The organism is Pseudomonas sp. ACN5 (genome assembly GCF_002303975.1).
Lineage (GTDB): Bacteria > Pseudomonadota > Gammaproteobacteria > Pseudomonadales > Pseudomonadaceae > Aquipseudomonas > Aquipseudomonas laurylsulfatiphila.
Window position 1 is genome coordinate 55,518 of sequence record NZ_MRCP01000026.1, and the last position, 17,274, is coordinate 72,791.

A 17,274-nucleotide genomic window follows, 5' to 3' on the forward strand; every position below is an offset into this window, starting at 1 on the left:
GGAGCGGGCTTGCTCGCGAAGAACGATAACGCGCTCCAACTGAGGTTACACGCCACTAAGCCCCTTGATGACCAGATCCACATTCCCCTCCAGCTCCGCCACCGGATCCCCCGCATCGGTGCTCAACACCAGTAACCGGCTACCCGATTCGGTAATCACCGCTTTTACAGCATCCGAAGGCTGCCGGTGATGCAACACCACCGCCACATCATTGTCCTTGAGCATCGCGCTCAACGCCTTGAGCGCTTCCTGTGTCCATTGCGCATCCGGTCGCGCATCCAGCCCCACCAGCTCCAGATTGAGCCCACCGATCAGGTAGCCGAAATGATCGCTGAGGCTCATCACACTGAGGTTATCGGCCGTCGCCAGCCGCGCTTCGCTGTCAGCACTGAGCTTGAGCAAGCGTTGCTTGAGGGCTGCCAGGTTGGCGTCGATCTTCGACTTGGCCTCGGGGGCCAGGCGTACCAGGTCCGCCGCCATCACGTCGGCCATGCGGCCCATGTTGTTGCTGGAAAACCACGGCTGGCTGTTGAGGCCATCGACCTTGTTGCCCGGCTGCACGGCGATGCCGGGCAGGGCGCCGTCTACAGGGCGGGCGGCATCGACTTCGACGATACGGATATTGCTGCGTCGGGAGATCGGGTACAGCGGGTCATCCGGCCAGAGTGAACGCAGGCCGATCACCGCATCGGCATCCTTCGCCAGCTGGGCCAGCGCCGGGGCACCTCGGCCGGTGAAGTAGGCGGTCTGGCGGCTGCCGGGCAGATTGGCCGGCGCGGCGCGTTCGAGGCTGACATCGGTGCCTTTGAGCAACACTTCACCGAGACCATAGGTAATCGGCAAAGAGGCCAGCACGCGCAGCGGTTTGCCGTTGTCTGCGGCGAAGGTCGTAGCGGTCAGCCCGCACAGGGCCACCGCGAGGGTCAGTTGGCGCAGAGTAAAAATCATTTATCCAAGGTTCCCTTTCAGGCTGGGGACGATGCCGCGCGCAATGGCGGCCAGGGCGAAGGCGATTCCGGCCACGAGGATGATCGCGGCACCGGACGGAATCGGCAGGTCGAAGACGATCGGCGCGAGAATCCCGCACAGTGTGCTGACGGTGGCGATCAGCACCGAACACCAGAAAAAGCCCTTCAGCGATTGGCTGAGCAAACGCGCCGCCGCTGCCGGAATCACCAGCAGCGCGCCGACCAGAATTGCCCCGATGACCTTTACCGCGGCGACGGTGATCAGCGTCACCAGAATCACGAACAGATAATCCAGGGCCTTCACCGCCACCCCGCGCACCGCCGCCAGTTGCGGATTGAAGCTGGCGAGCATGATGCGGTTGTACAAAGGCAAAGCCAGGGCCATCACCAGCGAACCGACGATGGCCAGCACCAGCAGGTCATTGCCGTTGACCGTCAGCACCGAACCGAACAGCACGTTTTCCAGGATGTGCACGTTGATCTTGCCCGCCAGAATCAACAACAGGCTGGCGCCCAGGGCGAGCGACACCGAGAGGAACACGCCGATCAAGGTATCTGGCGCCAGGCCGGTACGGTTGCGCAGGTAGTTGAGCAAAATACCGAACAGCAGGCAGTAGCCGAACAGGCTGCCGTAGGGACCAGTGTAGGGTTCACCGAGCAAAATGCCGATGGCCACGCCGGTCAACGCGGCATGGCCGACGGCTTCGGAGAAAAACGCGAAGCGCTTGACCACCACCAGCGTACCCAGGCCGCCCAGCACCGGGCCGATCAGCAGGCCGGCGAGCAACGCATTGACCACGAATCCATAGGCCAGCGCTTCGGGCAGATAACCCGACGATGCCCAACCCTGGACCATCAGGCGAAAAGCTTCGTAACTCATCAGGCAAGGCTCCGTGGGTGAGTCGAGAACAGCGTCAGCAGGCGCTCCGGCGTCAGTGCCTGTTGCGGCGTGGCGTCGAACAGCACGCGGCGATTGAGGCCGGTGACGTGATCGGCCAGGCGCCCGACCGCTTCCAGGTCGTGCTCGATCCACAGCACGGTGATGCCCGCCGCTCGCCAGTCGCCGAGCAAGCGCTCGAACACCTGGATCCCTGCCTCATCGAGGGCCGACATCGGCTCGTCGAGTACCAGCAATTGCGGAGGCGGAATCAGCCCCTGGGCCAGCAATACCCGCTGGCGTTCACCGCCGGACAACGCACCCATGCGGCGCTTGCGCTTGTCCTGCATGCCGACCCGTTCAAGGGCCTCACCAATCGCCGCCGTGTAATGTTTGCTCAAACCGAGAAAGGCCGGGCGACGCTGGCACATGGCAGCCATGAAATCGTCGACGGTCATCGGCAAACCCCGGTCGAACTCCAGCGCCTGTGGCACGTAGCCAATGGTCCCCGGCTCGGCCGACCACTGCAGGCTCAAGCGGCCCTGATGCGGCATTTGCCCGAGCAGGGTCTTGATCAGCGAACTCTTGCCACCGCCGTTTGGGCCGACCAGCGCATGCACGCTCCCGGGACGGACCTGGAAGGTCACCTTGTCGAGGATCGTCGTGCGCCCGAGGGTCAGGCTGATGTCGGTAAAATCCAGGGTCGGGCCCGAAACCTGTGGGAGCGGGCTTGCTCGCGAATGCGGTGGGTCATTCACCGGTGATGTTGACTGACTGGACGCCTTCGCGAGCAAGCCCGCTCGCACAGGGTATTCGGCGCTTGGGGTGGTGAGCGTTTCTTTCGATGTCATGCCCCCGACTCCTGAATCGCCCGCACCACGGTGTTGAGGTTGCCGGTCATTTCCTTTTCGTACTTGTCGGCGGTGTACTCGCCGTAGGAAATATGCGACAGCGGATACAGCTTCACGCCGGATTCGCGCTGGATGGTGTCGACGTAAGTGGAGGGAAAATCCATCTCCGAGAAGATTACCTTCACGTCCAGCTCACGCAGTTGGTCGATAGTCTTTTTCAACTGGCTCGGGCTCGGCTCGATGCCGTGGGCCGGCTCGACCACGGCGGTCACTTCCAGGCCGAACTCGCGCAGCAGGTAGTCGTAGGCGGCGTGCACCGTGGCCACGCGCAACTCGGCGTTCGGCGCCTGGGTCAATTTGGCCAGGGCATCGGCGCGCATCTTGCGCAGGCGCTTGCCGTAGGCGCGGGCGTTCTCGGTGTAGGTTTTGGCATTGGCCGGGTCGAGCTTGCCCAGCTCCCGGGCGATGTTGTTGACCTGGGCGATCGAGGCGCTGATCGAAAGGAAGGTATGCGGGTTCACCACCTTGCCGGCACCGCGGGCGGCAACACCGGTGGCGGCGAGCAGCGGCACGTTTTCATTGGCTTCGATCACCGGCACGTTCGGGGTTTCGCTGGCGGCGATCATGCGGTCGGCGAAATCATCATGGCCTACGCCGTTGAGCACGATCACGTCCAGCCCGCTGATGCGCTTGATGTCTTCGGCGCGGGGTTCGTAGGCATGCGGGTTGAAACCGGCCGGAATCAGCGGCACCACTTCGGCCTTGTCGCCGACGATGTTCGCCACGTAGCTGTAATAAGGGTGCAGGGTGATGCCGATGCGCAGGCGCTTGGCTGCCTCGGCACTGGCGAGGGATGGCAGCAGGCAGGCCAGCAGGCCGACCAGTAGCATGCGCAAGATAGAACGTTGAGATGAAATGGGCATGGGAAAGCGGTCTTCTCTCGGGTGAGGGCGAGGGTTCAATGCCGGTGCTGGCGGGTCACGCCGGCATCGAATTGCGCGACGATCTGTTGCCAGCCGGCGCTTTCGAGCGAGCTGTCGCTGAGGTCGGCCGGAGCGGTGAGCGTGCCGGCGCGGTTGAGCCAGATGTCCGGAGCGTCATCGGTGGCGGTCAGGCGCATCAGGAATGAACCGGCGACTGTCGGCGTCTGGCTCTGGCCGAAGTAGGCCTTGGCGTTGAGCAATTGCCAGGCATGGTTGCCACGGCTGACGGAGCTGGCATCCCGGGCAAACGGGGCAAAACCCTCGTCGGCGAGGGCCTCGGGCGTCGGCAGGGTTTGCTGTTCCTGGCGCAGCAAATGAATCTCGTCCAGCGTCACCCGCAAATCGGCGTAGATGCCTTGCTCGGCAGCGCTGAGGTCGCGGCGGGCATCCAGTTGGTGGCTGTTGACGCTGCTCACCTCATGGGATTCCCCGCGCCAGAGCACCACCGAACCTGCGACCGCAAGGATCATCAGGCACAGCAGCAGGACGTAGAGGGTTTCGTGGCCGGCACCCGCCGGGCGCACGACCTGGGTCGTTGAAGTATTCATGGCGCCTGGATGTCCGCCTGGTCGATTTCCACCACGTGACCGGGGCCTGCGTCGAACAGCACGTAGAACTCGGCGCCGGGTTTCTTGAACGTCAGGGTCGAATCGGCTCCGAGTTTGCCAGGCACCAGGATGGTTTCGTCGTAGCCGATCACATCGAGAGTCACGCCCGGTGCGCCACTGCCGTCGGAAAAGCCGCCGGTGCATTTGATCTGCTCGGCGTCGATGGCCTTGCATTCGCACATCGGGTTATGGGCCAGGGCGCTGGCGCTGAAGCCGGCGCAGAGCAGCAGCAACAGGGTGTTGAGTGGACGAAGCGGGTTGATCATGGTTTGCCTCCTTGTTTGTTCAACCAGGCGATGGTGGCGGGGGAGGCCTGGCTCAAAGGAATGGATGCCTGATGCATGGCGCCGTCCCAGCCTTCCATGGTGATCCACAGCTCGGCGTCGGCCGTGGTCTTTTCCGGGACGGGCAGTGAAGCGCCCATGCGGTACGGCGCGCCGAAGAAAATCACGCCGGCGGCGCGCAGGCTGCGGGGTTTGCCGATGCGCAGGTAAGTGGCCTTGACCTGTCCGATACAGGCCTCGCACAGTGCCGCGTTGAAACCTTTCATGTAGCCGGCGGGGCCGTCGAGCGTGGGTGCGGCGTTGCGCAATTCCGCCAGGCGCAGGCTCCAGGGGCCGACCTGGACTTCGCCGACTTCGCGTTCACCCAGGCCACTGTCGCCGCGCATCAATGCTTCATCCGCGAAGTACTTGGGCATGAAACCGAGTGGAATCAGCAGCAACAGGACGTTCAGGTGAAAGCGCCATTTGTGCCAGAACACGCTCAGGCGCGAGGGTGGTGAGACCGCGATGTCTTTGCTCACAGGTTGGCCTCCGATGTTTCCTTGCGGGTGGCCGGTTGCGCCGCGGCGCTGCGCGGTGTCCTGTTGCTGCGCTTGAAGGCATTGGCCGTGGCCAGTGCCGTGCGCTTGGTCCAGATCAGCAAGCCGCTGAGCACCATCATGCTCAGCAACAGGCCGAAGAACGCCCAGATCAGCTTGATCCACAGGCCACCGAAGTCGCCGGTGTGCAGCGGGCGCATGGACTCGGTGACGAACTCCAGGGTCGAGCGGTCGGAAATCAGGCGCGAGGCGGCGATTTCGCCGGTGTAGGGGTTGAGGGTCGCGGTCTGGAACATCAGTGGATACCAGCCGCGTCCCCCGACATCCAGATGGCTGTAGGCATTGCCCGGCAGGCTGACGAAGCTGGCTTCCAGTCCGGAGATTTTCTGTGTGGCGATTTCAATCGCTCGATCAAGGTCGATGCGCGGCGGGGGCGATCCATCGGGCGACAGCGGTACCGCTTCGCGGGACATCGCCGGAATGATCTTTTCTGTGGAGATGGAAATCTGGTTATCGAACAGGAATGCCTGGATCAGGAACCAGGTGCCGGTGATGGAAATCACCGCGATGAACCAGATCGACCAGATGCCGCTCAAGCGGTGGAAGTCGCCCCAGAAAATCCGCGCGCCGTGGCGAATCCGCAGGGTCGGGCGGAAAAAGCCTTTCCAGAAGCGTTTGTAGACCACCAGCCCGGTGACCAGCGAAGCCAGCAGCGGCAAGCCGAGAAACGACACCAGGTACCAGCCCCAGCTGTAGCCGTTGGTGAACGGCACCAGCCACCAGCCGTGCAGCGCCCGGGTGAAGGCGCGGAAGTTGAACTCCGGCGCGACGCCCTGGATCACGCCGCTGTATGGATTGACATAAATCACCACCGAGCGTCCGTCGGGATAGCTGACTTCGACATCCAGGGCGAAGTGCGACTCGTCGGGCCGACTGATGCTCTGCACCACGGTCTGCGGTTCGGCCTTGTTGATGGCCTCGATGACCTGTTGATAGCTGAGCAGTGGTGCATCGTCCGAGGGCTGGCTGGCGCGCATGGGCGGGTTGGCCAGCCAGACGATTTCCTGGCTGATCACCGCCAGGGTGCCGGTCACGCAGACGATCAGCACGAAAAACCAGATCGGCAGCGCCAGCCAGCTATGGACCAGGAACCAGATTTTTGAGCGGGATTTCTTTGACATATTGAAGGTCTTGCCTGGATGAGAGGCCGCTCGGCTGCGGGCTTCGCAGGGATGAGCGCCCTGAAGGTCCAGTCGTGGCTTTTGCCTACGCGACAGGACTGCATCTAGGTAAGACGGATGAGCAAAGGAAATCCCGAAAGGGGAAGTGAAAGAAAATGTTTCTCGATAGGCAGAAAGGCAGCAATCCGCGCACGGCCGGCCGCAGGATTTACATTCACTGAAGATCAAACGGTGGGAGCGGGCTTGCTCGCGAAGGGGACGGCACATTCAGAGTCAATGTTGCCTGACACACCGCCTTCGCGAGCAAGCCCGCTCCCACAGAGTCCGAGCGAGCCTGCTCGCGAAGATTTCAACCCTGCTGAAACATCTCCTTCGCCCGTTGTTCAATCTGTTCCTGAGTCAGGTCTTCCTTGCGCGTCGCCAGGAACCACAGATGCCCGTAGGGATCCTTCAAGGTCCCCGAGCGATCGCCGTAAAACTGATCCTTGACCTCGGACACAACGGTGGCGCCGGCATCGATGGCCTGTTTGTAGGACTTGTCGACATCCTTCACGTACAAATGCAGACCCACGGACGGCGAATTGTCCGGGTTGCTCAGCGGTCCTTGATCGCACGGTGTACCCAGCATGATCGGGCAATCGCCGATGCGCAGTTCGGCGTGACCGATGCCACCATCAGGCATGGCCAGGCGCATGACCTCAATGGCGCCGAAGGCTTTCTTGTAGAAATCGATGGCTTCGGCAGCTTTGTGGATGCCCAGATAGGGGGTGATGCTGTGATACCCCTCCGGAATGGGTTTGACACTCATGATGGATCTCCCTGTTCTTGTTATGTGGATGGAAAGAACCTGCTTCGTTGTACAGCCGGATAAATATAGGCCAGCCGCTTTCGCCTCACCGAGCGCCCGACGAGCAGCAATGCCACACAAGTGCCATCAGGTAGGCTCCAGCCAGTGCGCTCCCGGCCTGCGCTCTGGGCAAGCGCTGATAAGGACAATGATCGCCATTTCCTGATAGCCACTATTGAAAGCGTTGATTTCTGCTACCCGGGAGGCGCGGGTAGCCTGTGTTCATTGCCTCGAACCAGTCGCCAGGACGCCAGAAATGAAACCGATGATCGCCACTGTGCTGATGCTCACTGTCTCCGTACTCGCCGGATGTGCCAGCCATGTTTCCCCGGAGCTTCGCCCTTACACGGCTGAAGAAAGCAAGGAACTGGCGCTGGAGGCGCTGAACCGCCGCGGATTGTCCTTCGACGAATACCACGCGAAAAAAGCCGAACTGCTCGGCCAGCCGCAAAAGTCGTTCAGCTACGACAACCAGGGGGAAATGAACGCCGGGCGATCTGTACAGCTTCACGGTCGTCCAAGCTGAGGCAAAACTGTACTGCTCCAAGTTTCGTGTAACTGTCCATGGGTTTCGCCCAAGGTGTGCGATAGGGTCAACACCTGACCGACCCTGACGGACTGCCACCCATGACGCTCTCACTCGACCTGCTGCTGGGCTTTGCCCTGTTCGCCCTCGTCACCTCGATCACACCCGGTCCGAACAACACCATGTTGCTGGCTTCCGGGGTGAACTTCGGCTTCAACCGCACGATTCCGCACATGCTCGGCATCACTTGTGGCTTCTTTGTGCTGGTGGTGGCGGTCGGTTTCGGCCTTGGCGCGGTGTTCCAGGCTTACCCTTTGCTCTACACCGTGCTGCGTTACGTGGGGGCGGCGTATCTGCTGTATCTGGCGTGGAAAATCGCTCATTCCGGGCCAGTGTCGGAGGGTCAGCAGAGCGAGGCGAAACCGATCAGCTATCTGGGCGCCGCCGCGTTCCAGTGGGTCAACCCCAAGGCCTGGATCATGGCCATTGGCGCCATCAGCACCTACACGCCGATGCAGGGTTACTTCGCCAATGTGATCGTGATTGCGGCGGTTTTTGCCATCATCAACCTGCCGAGTGTCGGTGTCTGGGCCGCTTGCGGCACGCTGTTGCGCAATGTTCTGAAGGATCGCCGCTGGCTGCGCCTGTTCAATTGGGGCATGGCCGCGCTGCTCGTGGGTTCGCTGTATCCGCTGCTGCTCGAAAGCTTTGGCTGACGCATTGCTTCAACCGGTTGCCCGATGCCTGTTAAGCTGACTTTTCAGGAGCGTTCCTACGCACTATTAAATGAAGTAGTCCTTCTTTAACGGCATCCGATCAGGTATTGGTAGCGTTCTGAAAACAGCGCGCAGCTCACAAGGCTGCGCTTTGCCGTTTGCAGTCACGAGCTTCCTGATCCCGGAACACGCTCTGCGAGTCTTCTATGAATAAACGTCCGTTGTATTTCGATTACGCCGCCACCACGCCGGTGGATGAGCGGGTCATCAAGGTGATGGTTGAGTGTCTGGGCTTTACCGGCAATTTCGGCAACCCGGCCTCAAGCTCTCATGTCTTTGGCCAACAGGCCCGACAATCGGTGGAGCAGGCGCGACGCCAGGTCGCCGAACTGGTCGGCGCGACACCTGAACAGATCGTCTGGACCTCAGGCGCCACCGAATCCAACAACCTTGCCCTCAAAGGCGTAGCCCAGGGGCGCGGCACTGGCGGTGGCCATATCCTCACCAGCCAGATCGAACACAAGGCCATTCTCGATACCGCCAGGCAACTGCAGGATGCCGGTGTCGCCGTGACGTACCTGGTGCCGGATGCCGATGGGCTGATCACCGCGCAAGCGGTCAGCGAAGCCATGCGCGAGGACACTTTCCTGGTGTCGCTGATGCTGGTCAACAACGAACTGGGGACGCTCAACGATGTTCCCGCCATCGGTCAGGTCGTGCGTGAACGCGGGGCTCTGTTCCATGTCGACGCCGCACAGGGCGCGGGCAAAGTGGCGATCGATCTCGCGCAGTGGCCGGTGGACCTGATGTCGTTTTCCGCGCATAAACTGTACGGCCCCAAAGGCATCGGTGCGTTGTACGTCGGTCCGCGTGCCCAACAACGATTGCAGGCGCAGATCCATGGTGGCGGGCATGAGGGCGGATTGCGTTCGGGCACCCTGGCGACCCATCAGATCGTGGCCATGGGCTCGGCCTTTGCGCTGGCGGCGGCTGCGTTCGATGAAGAGAAAGCCACCATCGTGCGTTTGCGTGAACGTTTGCTCGAGCAGTTGCAGGGAATTCCCGGTGTGCGTCTCAACGGCAGCCCGACCCGGCGCATTCCCCATACCCTGAGCCTGACCTTCGCGCAAGGCGAGTTCAACCCGGCGGCATTGCTGTCCTCGATCGCGTTTTCCGCGACCTCGGCGTGCAATTCCGCGAGTAATACCCCATCCCATGTGCTGCTGGCTCTGGGGCATGATGCCCGCTCGGCCAGCCGCACCATCCGCTTGAGCCTCGGGCGTTTTACCACCGAGCAGGACATCGACCAGGCGGTACAACTGATCAAGACAGCCTGCGCCAGTGCTCCGGCATTCTGGCAATAGGGCGACGAAGCGCCGACGCTGATCGGCACTCAACAATAATGATGAAGTGGTTAGCAGGAGACACGATGAATACGCAGCTTTCGATCAATGGATCGGTGCCCCAGCGCCTGGCGCAAACTCGCGAACTGATGAGCCGGGAGGGCATTCACGCCTTGCTGGTGCCGTCGGCCGACCCGCACTTGTCCGAGTACCTGCCGGGTTACTGGCAGGGGCGCCAGTGGTTGTCGGGTTTCCATGGTTCGGTCGGCACCCTGATCGTGACCCCGGATTTTGCCGGCGTCTGGGCTGACAGCCGTTACTGGGAGCAGGCGACCAAGGAACTCAAGGGCAGCGGCATTGACCTGGTCAAGCTGCAACCGGGTCAACCCGGGCCACTGGAATGGCTGGCCGAGCAAACCCCCGAAGGTGGCGTTGTCGCGGTCGATGGCGCGGTCATGGCCGTGGCGTCGGCACGGACCCTGGGCGCTAAACTTGAAGAGCGTGGCGCCCGTCTGCGCACCGACATCGACCTGCTTGACGGCGTCTGGAGCGACCGCCCAAGCCTGCCGAACGAACCGATCTATCAGCACTTGCCTCCCCAGGCGACCGTCAGCCGTGGCGAAAAACTCGCAAAACTGCGTGAAACCCTTCAGGCCCGTGGCGCCGACTGGCATTTCATCGCCACCCTCGATGACATCGCCTGGCTGTTCAACCTGCGTGGCGGCGATGTGTCGTTCAACCCGGTATTCGTTTCCTTCGCCTTGATCAACCAGCAACAGGCCACGCTGTTTGTCGCCCTGAGCAAGGTCAGTGCCGAACTGCGCGCCATCCTTGAGCAGGACGGCGTGACCTTGCGCGACTACAGCGAAGTCGCTGCCGCACTGCGCGCCGTACCGAGCGGCGCGAGCCTGCAAGTCGACCCGGCGCGGGTCACGGCGGGGTTGCTGGACAATCTTGACAGCGGGGTGAAACTGATCGAGGGCCTGAACCCGACCACCTTGGCCAAATCGCAAAAAAGCCTGGCCGATGCCGAACACATCCGTCAGGCCATGGAGCAGGACGGCGCAGCACTGTGCGAATTCTTCGCCTGGCTGGACTCGGCGCTGGGCCGTGAGCGCATCACCGAACTGACCATCGACGAAAAACTCACCGCTGCTCGTGAGCGCCGTCCGGATTATGTGTCGCTGAGCTTCAATACCATTGCCGCCTACAACGCCAATGGCGCGATGCCGCACTACCACGCCACCGAAGAGGAACACGCGGTCATCGAAGGGGATGGCCTGCTGTTGATCGACTCCGGCGGCCAATACCTGGGCGGCACCACCGACATCACGCGGATGGTTGCAGTGGGCACCCCGACCGATGAGCAAAAACGCGATTGCACCCGCGTGCTCAAGGGCGTGATTGCCTTGTCCCGCGCGCAGTTCCCGAAAGGCATTCTGTCGCCGCTGCTCGATGCCATCGCTCGTGCCCCCATCTGGGCGGAAAGTGTCGACTACGGTCACGGCACCGGTCATGGCGTCGGTTACTTCCTTAACGTTCATGAAGGTCCGCAGGTCATCGCCTATCAGGCTGCGCCAGCGCCGCAAACGGCGATGCAATCGGGCATGATCACGTCCATTGAGCCGGGCACCTATCGTCCGGGCCGTTGGGGCGTGCGGATCGAAAACCTGGCGATGAATCGTGAGGCAGGCAAAAGCGAATTCGGTGAGTTCCTGAAGTTCGAAACGCTGACCCTGTGCCCGATCGATACCCGTTGCCTGGAAACCTCGCTGCTGACCGAAGAAGAAAAACAGTGGTTCAACGCCTATCACGCCGAAGTGCGCGAACGCCTGAGCCCATTGGTCGAGGGTGCGGCCCTTGAGTGGCTGAACACTCGTACCGCGGCTATTTGATTGCTTTCAATTCGGGCGCTGTCTCCAGCGCCCGGCTCATGTAGTCAACAAAGGCTTTGACCCTGGCGGATTGGCGACGATTCGCCGGGGACACGGCATGAATCGGTAGCGACTCTGCAGTGTAGTCCTGAAGAATCGCCGTCACTCTTCCGGCTTTCAGATCCTCGCTGAACAACCACACCGGCGACAGCGCAATCCCCAATCCCCCCAGCACCAGTTCGCGGATCGCCTCGGAATTGTTGCTCTGCGCATTGCCTTTGATCCGCACCTCATGACGCTGCGCATCTTTTGTGTAAATCCACAGGTTTTGACTGCTCAGCAGGTTGAACATCAGGCAGTTGTGCCTGCCCAGTTCCTGCGGTGTTTGCGGTTTGCCGTATTGCCTGAGGTAGTCAGGTGATGCGACGGTCACCCGATGGGTCGAACCTACAAGGCGAGCGATCAGGCCACTGTCGTTCAGGGCGCCGATCCGGAAGGTGACGTCCAGCCCTTCACTGACCAGATCCTGGTTCTGATCGTTCAGTTGCAGGTCTATCTGTACGTCAGGGTAGCGTCTGAGAAAGTCCGGCAATCGGGGAGCGATCTGCAAGCGGCCGAAACTGACCGACGAACCGATTTTCAGAGGACCGGCCACCTTTTCCCGGCCGGACTGGAAGCTGTGTTCTGCCGCATCCACGGCAGCGAGGATGATCCGGCATTCGTTGTAATAGCGCTGACCTTCGTCCGTCAGCGATAGCTTGCGGGTACTGCGGGCAATCAGCTTTCCGCCCAATCGGGTTTCCAGCGCTTGCAGCACCTTGCTGATGGTCGGCTGACTGGTCTGCAACTCCCGGGCAACGGCGGAGAAGCTGCCACGCTCGACCACCCGTACGAATATTGCCATTGCATTGAGTGTGTCCACGGAATTTCTCATTGATGCTGTGCGGGCATGATCACTATAGCGATATGGCGTCTTATCGGCATGAATAGGGCGGGGCAAGATTGACCCTGTATTCACTTCTGATGGGAGATGGCGAAATGACTGACTCACTGAACATGCGCGCTCTGATGATCGACTCGGCCAATGCGCCGTTACGCCTGGTTTCCATCGCGCGGCCCGTGCCACAGGCAGGGCAGGTATTGGTCAGGGTCAAGGCCAGCGGTGTGAATCCACTGGATGGAAAAATCCGCTCCGGGCAGGCGGCCCATGCGAGGCAACCACTGCCGGCGATTGTCGGAATGGATCTGGCCGGGACCGTAGAGGCGCTGGGCGAGGGCGTCAGTGGCTGGCTGCCGGGGGATGAGGTGTACGCCATGGCTACCGGTATTGGTGGTATTCAAGGTTCATTGGCCGAATACGCGGCGGTCGATGCCCGCCTGTTGGCTCGCAAACCGCACAACCTGAGCATGCGCGAAGCGGCCGGATTGCCACTGGTGCTCATCACCGCTTGGGAAGGTCTGGTGGACCGGGCTCGTGTTCGGTCCGGTCAGAAGGTATTGATACAGGGTGGTGCCGGGGGCGTCGGACATGTAGCGGTACAAGTCGCCCGCGCTTTTGGTGCTGAGGTTTTTGCCACCGGCTCGGCCGGGCAACAATCGATCATCGAAGGGTTCGGCGCGACGTTTATCGATTACCGCAAGTCTTCGGTCGAAGACTATGTGGCCGAACATACCGCCGGTGAGGGCTTCGACATTGTCTATGACACAGTGGGGGGCGAAACGCTGGATGCGTCATTCAAGGCTGCCCGGGTGTATCACGGTCATGTACTCAGTTGCCTGGGGTGGGGCCAGCACAGTCTGGCACCGCTGTCCTTTCGCGGGGCGACTTATTCCGGTGTCTTCACCCTGCTGCCACTGTTGACGGGGCAGGGGCGCGAGCATCACGGCGAGATTCTGCGCGAGGCGGCGCGGTTGATCGAGGCGGGTAAGCTCGTGCCGTTGCTTGACCCGCACTCGTTCACACTGGAGTCGGCAGAAGCCGCCCATGCACTGCTCTTGTCGGGAGCGGCAAAGGGGCGGTTGGTCATCGAGGTCTAACTCAGGGCTTCGAGCACGAAGTCCAGGCGATCCTGGCCGAAGTACAGCTGGTTGTCGACAAACATGCTAGGGGCTCCGAATACGCCTCGCTGTACGGCTTTATCGGTATTGTCCTTGAGCGCCGTCTTGATTTCTTCATCGGCGGTCAGGGCCAGTACTTCCTGTGGGTTGAAGCCGTTTTCGCTGAGCACTGCCGCGACGGTTGCCGGTTCGTCCAGGCTGCGACCCTCTACCCAGATGGCCTTGAACAGGCAGTCGAGGAAGGCGGCAAAGCGTTCCGGATGGCGTAACTGCATGCCTGTTACGGCGCGCATGAGCATCAAGGTGTTGATCGGGAAGTGCGGATTGAATTTCAGGGGCACGCCATAGCGTTTGGCGTAGCGGTCCAGGTCCTGAAACATGTAGCGGCCCTTGGCCGGGATAGTCGCCGGAGAAGCATTGCCGGTGGCTTTGAATACGCCGCCCAGCAAGAGAGGAATGTAGACCAGCCGGGTATCGGTCTGTGCGCAAATCTTCGGTAGCTGGGTATAGGCCAGATAGGTGGCGGGGCTGCCGAGGTCGAAGTAGAACTCCACGGTTTTGCTCATGTTCAGGGCGCTCGTCTTATTGTTGTGTGTGGGCGATTACCAGCGTTCGCTCCAGGGGCGAAGGTCCAGCTCGAAGGTCCAGGCATCGCGGGGCTGGCTGTGCAGGTACCAGTAGTTCTCGGCAATGTGCTCAGGATTGAGGATGCCATCCTGATCCTTGGTAGCGTATTTCTCGGGGAAGCTGTCACGGATGAAATCGGTATCGATGGCGCCATCGACGATGACATGGGCAACGTGAATGTTCATCGGCCCAAGTTCCCGGGCCATGCTTTGCGCCAATGCTCGAATGCCATGCTTGGCACCCGCAAATGCGGCGAACCCGGCAGCACCACGCATGCCTGCGGTGGCGCCGGTGAACAGGATGGTGCCGCGCTGGCGCCTGGCCATGCGCTTGGCCACTTCACGGGCATTGAGAAAACCGGAAAAACAGGCCATTTCCCAGATCTTGAAATACTTGCGTGCGGTTTCTTCGAGAATGCTGCACGGCACGTTGGCGCCGATGTTGAAGACAAAGGCTTCGATGGGGCCGATCTGGCTTTCGATTTGCTCAACCAGCGCGATCACGTCTTCTTCATTACGTGCATCACAGGCAAACCCGTGGGCCTCGCCGCCATCAGCCTTGATGGCCTCCACCAGTGGCTGGAGCTTGTCCGCGCTACGGCGGGTGACACAGGCGACAAACCCTTCCTGAGCAAACCGCTTGGCAATGGCGCCGCCCGTGGCATCACCTGCACCGACGACCAATACGACCTTCTTGTTATTCATGGGTTTATCCCTTTGGTAAACGATCGTTAACTAAACGAACGTTATGCTATGATTCGACAGACGTCAAGGTGAGCAATTCAGGGGGAAGGGCAATGCGTTATTCGGCCAATCACAAGCTGGAAACCAGGCAAAGGCTGCTTGAAAGCAGTGCGTTGTCGGCCAAGAAGTCCGGTTTTTCCACGGTGGGCGTGGACGGGCTGATGAAAGCCATTGGCCTGAGTGGTGGGGCCTTCTACAGTCACTTCTCGTCGAAAGATGAGTTGTTCGCAACCATTGTCGAGCGTGAGTTGGGTCAAAGTCTGGCGCGGCTGGGGGAAGGGCAGGACCGTGACAAGCTTGAGCGCTGCCTGAAAATGTACCTGAGCATGTCTCACGTCGAGAATCCGGAAACCGGTTGCGCGTTACCGGCATTGGGGGCGGAAATTGCCCGTTCCGATGTGAGTATTCGCCAACAGGCAGAGCACTGGATTTGCCGCCTTCAGGAAAGTTGGGCAGGTGTCCTGCAAAGCGACAGCCTGGCGTGGGCAATTCTGTCGCAATGTATTGGCGCGTTGGTCGTAGCGCGAATGCTGGCTAGCCCGGATGTCCAGCGCACGGTGCTGAAGTCCAGCTACGAGGAAATCGGCCGTCAGATCGCAAGTTCGGGAGCCTGACGCGACGGCCCTGCCTATTTGCAGATGACAATCATGCTGCGGCTGGTATAACCCGCGGGATTGAGGCCAAACGGATAATCACCGGGCTCCTCCACGGAGTCTCCCGACTTGGCGATGACCTTGTATCCCTTGGGTGCACAGGAGTTGGCAGCGCTGGCGTAGCACTTGTCCCAGGACGAAGACAGTCCGGAACAGTTGATGTGTAGCCCTTTCTTGCCGTGCTTGATCTGTGTTTCGGAGGTCGCTGCGCAGCCCGCAATTGCAAGTACGGCGATCAGTATCAAAAATCGTTTCATTACTGTCCTTAAAGCGTCCCCGGATCTTGTGCCCGGGTCTGGCGGCGTTCGCTTTCGCTTGAAGCGTACCGATATCCTTATCAGAAATTGTCCATGGCATGACTCTGGGGGCGGGGCTAAACATGGCCTAATTGAGCGGTAAATACCAGACCTGTGTCATATCTGCTATCAATCTGCCGCGACTGCCGGCCTGGTGGCATTGCCCATGGTCATGGTTGCACCGACGGAGGCCAGAATGATGCACATGATTGCCATCCACTGCGACAGTGAGAGGTATTCATGAAGGAACAGCAAGCCTGACAACGCGCCGAAGGCCGGCTCGATGCTCATCAGCGTACCGAAGGTCCTGGCAGGCATGCGGGTCAGGGCCACCATCTCCAGGGTGTAGGGGAGGGCTGTGGACAAGACGGCGACGCCGAGGGCTATGGGGATCAATGAAGGGGTCAGCAAAGCGGAGCCAGCATGGACAATACCGATAGGGGCTACGAAGAGCGCAGCGATCATTACCCCCAACGCGGCGGTTTGCACGCCATTATCGGCCCCCGCTTTTTGCCCGAACAGAATGTACAGTGCCCAGCAGACCCCTGCCCCCAAAGCATAACCGGCGCCTACCAGATCGATTCCTGCGCTCGCTTCTCCAGTCGGTATCAGTAGCAGCAAGCCGACGGCGGCCAGGGCGATCCACAAAAAGTCGATCGCGCGACGCGAGGCGTAGATCGCCACGGCCAATGGGCCGGTGAACTCAAGCGCCACCGCGATGCCCAGCGGTACGGTTTGCAATGACATATAGAAGAGGAAGTTCATGCCGCCCAGTGCCATCCCGTAGACGATAACGGTGCGCAGGGACCTTGCGGTGAGTTTTGCCCGCCATGGGCGCAGTATCAGCATCATGATTACACTGGCAAAAATCAGCCGTAATGTTGTCGTCCCTTGAGGGCCGACAACCGAGAACATGCTTTTGGCCAGGGAGGCTCCGGACTGGATCGACGCCATGGCGATGAGCAGCAGCCCAACCGAGAGCAGGGTAGAGGCCAGGCTGCGAGGCTGATCATTCATTAGGTGGCATCGTCCGAAATATGGGGATCAAGGGCGTTTCTATTTGTGTTGTGCAATATACTGCGCATTCTCCGCAGGCGCGTCTATCTATAAGCAGTGTTTTTGCACATATCGATAGAAAACCTGAATCAGTGCTTGACGGCAGATTTCAGATGTCTATAATTCGCCCCACTTCCGGCGCAGTCGAAACGGAAAACTCCTTGGTAAACAAAGAGTTACGCAGTTTTCGGCAGCAGGTTGCTTCAGGTCATCGAAGCGCCAGGGAAGTTGAAAAAGAGGTGTT

General features: G+C 60.6%; 20 protein-coding genes. 6 read left to right on the forward strand and 14 right to left on the reverse strand.

Annotation, left to right across the window (positions count from 1 at the left end; translation table 11 throughout):
* Window positions 1–45: 45 nt before the first annotated feature.
* The 9 genes from BSF40_RS30230 to BSF40_RS30270 all read right to left on the reverse strand — a co-directional run bounded on the left by BSF40_RS30230 (window position 46) and on the right by BSF40_RS30270 (window position 7,099).
* On the reverse strand, window positions 46–948 hold the full coding sequence (locus BSF40_RS30230) for a metal ABC transporter solute-binding protein, Zn/Mn family (RefSeq protein WP_095968105.1): 903 nt from the start codon (window positions 946–948) through the stop codon (window positions 46–48).
* Window positions 949–1,848: a metal ABC transporter permease gene (locus BSF40_RS30235; protein WP_095968106.1), complete on the reverse strand. Its 900-nt coding sequence runs from the start codon at window positions 1,846–1,848 to the stop codon at window positions 949–951. It lies immediately after the preceding gene.
* Complete coding sequence (locus BSF40_RS30240; protein ID WP_095968107.1) at window positions 1,848–2,696, reverse strand: metal ABC transporter ATP-binding protein; 849 nt, start codon at window positions 2,694–2,696, stop codon at window positions 1,848–1,850. The genes BSF40_RS30235 and BSF40_RS30240 overlap by 1 nt, the downstream gene beginning before the upstream one ends.
* Window positions 2,693–3,619: a metal ABC transporter substrate-binding protein gene (locus BSF40_RS30245; RefSeq protein ID WP_095968108.1), complete on the reverse strand. Its 927-nt coding sequence runs from the start codon at window positions 3,617–3,619 to the stop codon at window positions 2,693–2,695. Before BSF40_RS30245 ends, BSF40_RS30240 begins: the two co-directional genes overlap by 4 nt.
* Before the next feature lie 35 nt (window positions 3,620–3,654).
* Window positions 3,655–4,227 carry a DUF6162 family protein gene (locus BSF40_RS30250; RefSeq protein WP_095968109.1) on the reverse strand — a complete coding sequence of 191 codons (573 nt, stop codon included), beginning with the start codon at window positions 4,225–4,227 and terminating at the stop codon, window positions 3,655–3,657.
* Window positions 4,224–4,553 carry a hypothetical protein gene (locus BSF40_RS30255; RefSeq protein WP_095968110.1) on the reverse strand — a complete coding sequence of 110 codons (330 nt, stop codon included), beginning with the start codon at window positions 4,551–4,553 and terminating at the stop codon, window positions 4,224–4,226. The genes BSF40_RS30250 and BSF40_RS30255 overlap by 4 nt, the downstream gene beginning before the upstream one ends.
* On the reverse strand, window positions 4,550–5,092 hold the full coding sequence (locus BSF40_RS30260) for a thiamine pyrophosphate-binding protein (RefSeq protein WP_095968111.1): 543 nt from the start codon (window positions 5,090–5,092) through the stop codon (window positions 4,550–4,552). The genes BSF40_RS30255 and BSF40_RS30260 overlap by 4 nt, the downstream gene beginning before the upstream one ends.
* Entirely contained in the window at window positions 5,089–6,291 is a 1,203-nt protein-coding gene (locus BSF40_RS30265) for a PepSY domain-containing protein (protein ID WP_095968112.1), read from the reverse strand. The genes BSF40_RS30260 and BSF40_RS30265 overlap by 4 nt, the downstream gene beginning before the upstream one ends.
* A gap of 349 nt (window positions 6,292–6,640) precedes the next feature.
* A complete protein-coding gene (locus BSF40_RS30270) occupies window positions 6,641–7,099 on the reverse strand; it encodes a VOC family protein (protein ID WP_095968113.1) in 459 nt (152 codons plus the stop codon).
* A gap of 295 nt (window positions 7,100–7,394) precedes the next feature.
* Between BSF40_RS30270 and BSF40_RS30275 the strand changes: the two genes are divergently transcribed.
* The 4 genes from BSF40_RS30275 (at window position 7,395) to BSF40_RS30290 (ending at window position 11,618) form a co-directional block, all read left to right on the forward strand.
* Window positions 7,395–7,664 carry a hypothetical protein gene (locus BSF40_RS30275; protein WP_095968114.1) on the forward strand — a complete coding sequence of 90 codons (270 nt, stop codon included), beginning with the start codon at window positions 7,395–7,397 and terminating at the stop codon, window positions 7,662–7,664.
* Window positions 7,665–7,765: 101 nt separating this feature from the next.
* Complete coding sequence (locus BSF40_RS30280) at window positions 7,766–8,380, forward strand: LysE family translocator (RefSeq protein WP_095968115.1); 615 nt, start codon at window positions 7,766–7,768, stop codon at window positions 8,378–8,380.
* A gap of 206 nt (window positions 8,381–8,586) precedes the next feature.
* Window positions 8,587–9,744 (forward strand): cysteine desulfurase family protein, encoded by a 1,158-nt coding sequence (locus tag BSF40_RS30285; RefSeq protein WP_095968116.1) that lies wholly within the window; start codon window positions 8,587–8,589, stop codon window positions 9,742–9,744.
* A gap of 65 nt (window positions 9,745–9,809) precedes the next feature.
* Window positions 9,810–11,618 (forward strand): aminopeptidase P family protein, encoded by a 1,809-nt coding sequence (locus BSF40_RS30290; RefSeq protein WP_095968117.1) that lies wholly within the window; start codon window positions 9,810–9,812, stop codon window positions 11,616–11,618.
* Here the strand turns inward: BSF40_RS30290 and BSF40_RS30295 are convergent.
* A complete protein-coding gene (locus BSF40_RS30295) occupies window positions 11,611–12,531 on the reverse strand; it encodes a LysR family transcriptional regulator (protein ID WP_172435776.1) in 921 nt (306 codons plus the stop codon). The two genes, BSF40_RS30290 and BSF40_RS30295, sit on opposite strands and share 8 nt — an antisense overlap.
* 104 nt (window positions 12,532–12,635) lie before the next feature.
* On the opposite strand from BSF40_RS30295, the gene BSF40_RS30300 reads away from it, so the two are divergent.
* Window positions 12,636–13,634 carry a zinc-dependent alcohol dehydrogenase family protein gene (locus BSF40_RS30300; protein ID WP_095968119.1) on the forward strand — a complete coding sequence of 333 codons (999 nt, stop codon included), beginning with the start codon at window positions 12,636–12,638 and terminating at the stop codon, window positions 13,632–13,634.
* Here BSF40_RS30300 and BSF40_RS30305 read toward each other — a convergent pair.
* Both BSF40_RS30305 and BSF40_RS30310 read right to left on the reverse strand, forming a co-directional pair.
* On the reverse strand, window positions 13,631–14,221 hold the full coding sequence (locus BSF40_RS30305; protein ID WP_095968120.1) for a 2-hydroxychromene-2-carboxylate isomerase: 591 nt from the start codon (window positions 14,219–14,221) through the stop codon (window positions 13,631–13,633). The two genes, BSF40_RS30300 and BSF40_RS30305, sit on opposite strands and share 4 nt — an antisense overlap.
* Before the next feature lie 36 nt (window positions 14,222–14,257).
* Window positions 14,258–14,986: an SDR family oxidoreductase gene (locus BSF40_RS30310; protein WP_095968121.1), complete on the reverse strand. Its 729-nt coding sequence runs from the start codon at window positions 14,984–14,986 to the stop codon at window positions 14,258–14,260.
* Window positions 14,987–15,078: 92 nt separating this feature from the next.
* Between BSF40_RS30310 and BSF40_RS30315 the strand changes: the two genes are divergently transcribed.
* Window positions 15,079–15,639, forward strand: a complete 561-nt coding sequence (locus tag BSF40_RS30315; protein WP_095968122.1) for a TetR/AcrR family transcriptional regulator — start codon at window positions 15,079–15,081, stop codon at window positions 15,637–15,639.
* 14 nt (window positions 15,640–15,653) lie between these two features.
* On the opposite strand, the gene BSF40_RS30320 is transcribed toward BSF40_RS30315, so the two are convergent.
* Both BSF40_RS30320 and rhtA read right to left on the reverse strand, forming a co-directional pair.
* Window positions 15,654–15,935: a hypothetical protein gene (locus BSF40_RS30320; protein WP_015094117.1), complete on the reverse strand. Its 282-nt coding sequence runs from the start codon at window positions 15,933–15,935 to the stop codon at window positions 15,654–15,656.
* A gap of 168 nt (window positions 15,936–16,103) precedes the next feature.
* Window positions 16,104–16,991: a threonine/homoserine exporter RhtA gene (gene rhtA / locus BSF40_RS30325; RefSeq protein ID WP_095968123.1), complete on the reverse strand. Its 888-nt coding sequence runs from the start codon at window positions 16,989–16,991 to the stop codon at window positions 16,104–16,106.
* Between the last annotated feature and the right edge of the window lie 283 nt (window positions 16,992–17,274).